At 66.5% G+C, this 2,775-nt stretch carries 4 protein-coding genes; 2 read left to right on the top strand and 2 right to left on the bottom strand.

Annotation, left to right across the window (positions count from 1 at the left end; all coding sequences use genetic code 11):
• Window positions 1-85: 85 nt before the first annotated feature.
• Window positions 86-301: a heavy-metal-associated domain-containing protein gene (locus RR928_RS23495; protein WP_332538097.1), complete on the top strand. Its 216-nt coding sequence runs from the start codon at window positions 86-88 to the stop codon at window positions 299-301.
• Between the two features lie 16 nt (window positions 302-317).
• Window positions 318-1,163, top strand: a complete 846-nt coding sequence (locus RR928_RS23490) for a hypothetical protein (protein WP_332538098.1) — start codon at window positions 318-320, stop codon at window positions 1,161-1,163.
• A gap of 60 nt (window positions 1,164-1,223) precedes the next feature.
• Here RR928_RS23490 and RR928_RS23485 read toward each other — a convergent pair whose 3' ends face one another.
• A complete protein-coding gene (locus RR928_RS23485) occupies window positions 1,224-1,622 on the bottom strand; it encodes a YkvA family protein (RefSeq protein ID WP_332538099.1) in 399 nt (132 codons plus the stop codon).
• A gap of 247 nt (window positions 1,623-1,869) precedes the next feature.
• Window positions 1,870-2,775 (bottom strand): alpha/beta hydrolase family protein (locus tag RR928_RS23480; RefSeq protein WP_332538101.1); only part of this gene is annotated, 906 nt, incomplete at its 5' end.

Below are 2,775 nucleotides of genomic sequence, written 5' to 3'. Positions count from 1 at the left end.
GCCCAGCTTGCACACAAAGGGCTTGACCTTGCCACGTTGGCAACTCCCACATTAGTCCGGTACAGCAACCAACCAGGAAATTCCTATGCATCGCTTCCACATTCCCGCCATGAGCTGCGGCGGATGCGCCAAGTCGGTCACCAAGGCGCTATTGAGCGTAGACCCCCAGGCCCTCATTGAAACCGATCCGCCCACGCGCACAGCCCGGGTGCACAGCGCCCTGGACAGGAGCGCCTTCCTCGGCGTGCTGCACGAAGCCGGGTATCCGGACAAGCCGCAGCCCGGCGCGGCGGCCAACTGATAGAAGAGGACCAGCCATGAACATCAAGCAAATGCTATTGATAGGCGCCACGGTGTCAGGCAGCGCCGCACTGGCGCAGACCCCGCTCAAGAGCGTCTTTGCCCTTCCCGGCGTGCATGAAAAGGTCAGCGCCGAGCTCGTGGTGCGCGAGAGCGGGCCACTGACCCGCGAGCTGCTGATCGCTTTCACCGACAAGGCGACCGGCCGTCCCATCACCGAGTTCGAGGAAGAACTGACGCAGCAGCTGCACGTGCTGGCAACCGACAGCGACTTCACCAGCTTCGTGCACGAGCATGGAGGCAAGCCTGGGCCCGACGGGCGCTTCAGCGTAGTGATGCGCTTTCCCAAGCCGGGCACCTATCATGTCTATGCCGACGCCATGCCAAAGGGCCTGGGCCAGCAGGTCGTGCGCTTCGAGGTTCCGGTGGGCAGCAGCGCCTTTGCCGCAGCTCCGGCCCATATGAGCGCAAACGCCGTCAGCGCCGCGGACGGTCCCTATTCCGTCAAGCTCGATGCCTCGGCCCTGCGCGCAGGGCGTGAAAGCATGATGACGTTGACGGTGCTCAAGAACGGCAAGCCGGCAACGGACCTGGGCCTCTATCTGGGCGTTCCAGCGCATGCGGTGTTCGTGAACACCGCGGACCTCGGCTATGTCCATGCCCACGCCATGGCGGCAGACAGCGGCAAGTCCGGCCACGGCGCGCACGCCTCACATGGCGCTCCCACGGCGGCCGCCTCAGCCAAGATGATGCTGCATGCCACGCCGCCGCGCGCCGGCCGGTATGCGCTGTGGATACAGTTCAAGGGCGGCAACCAGGTGCGGACCGTACCGTTCGTGGTCGACGTTCCGGCCGCGCCTTGATTGGAGCGCCAGGCTGCTGACCGCGGCAGCGCCTCGGCCCGGGCCAGATCCCGGGCCGCTTCAGCCAGGGAGGCGCGGGGCCAGCCACAGCCATGCGGCGATGCCCAGAGCAATCCACAGCACGACAATCATCACGGCCCCGGCCTTGCTGCTGGGCCGGCTGCCGTTTTCAATGATCCAGGCATCGGCTTGCGCGCGGCATTGCGCCAGCACCGCTGTCGGCAGGAGGGCCACCGTCAGCCAGATGAGCGCCGGCAGCAGCAGCACGTCGTCCACATAGCCCAGCACAGGAATGAAATCCGGTATCAGATCGATGGGGCTGAGCGCATAGGCAACGACAAAAAGGCCCAGCGCCTTGGCGTACCAGGGCGCATCGGGATGCCTGGCCGCAAACCACAGCGTCAGGCCGTCGCGCTTGATCCGCTGGGCCCAGGCCTTGAGACTGTCACCGATGTTCATTGAAAAGTTACGGCAAGACCCCGGATCTGCCCCTTGTTGCCCATGTGCCGAATGTAGCCCAAGCCGCTCGCTTGCCGCGGCCGGCGAATTCGCCGGCGACACCTGCGTTCAGGCGCGCGCGCTCAAAACAGGTCTTGCTGGGAAGTGGTCAAGGCCGCAAAGCTCTCGCCAAGGGGACAAAGGCGTGCCGGGCGCGGTGCACGCTCACGGGCCTGATCCAGAGCATCTCGACAGCGCGGCCGGCGCCTCAGCTTGTCCAGCGTGTGATCCAGTCGACCACCCGCTGCATCACATCGACGCGATGGCCGGGCAGGCCCTGGCTGGTGAATCTATGGCCTTCTCCGGGATAGAGCACCAGCTCGCTGGCCGGATTGCCGCCGCGGCGCAGCGCGACAAACGCGGCTTCGGCCTGGCTGCGCGGGCAGCGTTCGTCCTCGTGGCCGTGCAGCAGCAGCGTGGGCGTCGTGGTGGACCGCAGGTATTCCACCGGCGAGTGCGCACGCATGCGTTCGTGCGCCGCCTCGCCCTCGCCTTGCATGGCGTAGTGATCGGTATAGTAGCCGCTGTCCGAGCTGCCCCAGTGGCTGTCGAGCTGCGACAGCGCAGCCATGGGCACGGCCGCCTGGAACACATGGGTGTGGCCCACGGCCCAGCACGCCATGAAGCCGCCGTAGGATTTACCGGCAATCGCCAGTTTCTGGCTGGCCAGCCCCGCGTGCTGCAGGGACTGCACCGCCGCCAGCTGCTGGGGCAGGTCCAGCTCGCCCCAATGGCCGCGCAGGCGCTCGCTGAACTGCCGACCATAACTTGAGGAGCCCACGGGATTGAGCGCCAGGATGGACCAGCCCTGGGACCACAGCATCGCCCAGTAGGCCGAAGGACCATAGGCAAACAGCGCGAAGCTGGCCGGACCGCCGTGCACATCGAGCAGCAAGGGCGTCGCGCCCTGGGCGCCTTCGGGGCGTATCAGCCAGCCGTCGACACGCTCGCTGCCGCCCTGGCCATCGGGAACCTCGAACGCGTGGCGCTGGTATGTCGCCTGCGGGCGCTCGCGCCACCAGGGGTTGAGATCGCTGAGGCGTCTTTCCCCGGAACCATCGTGGCTGCAGCAGTACAGCTCCATGGGGTGCACCGGAGTTTCGGCGGTGTAGAC

The sequence above is a fragment of the Comamonas sp. genome (assembly GCF_036666375.1).
In the GTDB taxonomy this organism is placed as follows: Bacteria; Pseudomonadota; Gammaproteobacteria; order Burkholderiales; family Burkholderiaceae_C; genus Comamonas.
The sequence above is the reverse complement of the archived record's forward strand: the minus strand, read 5'-3'. Positions and strand labels throughout refer to the sequence as shown.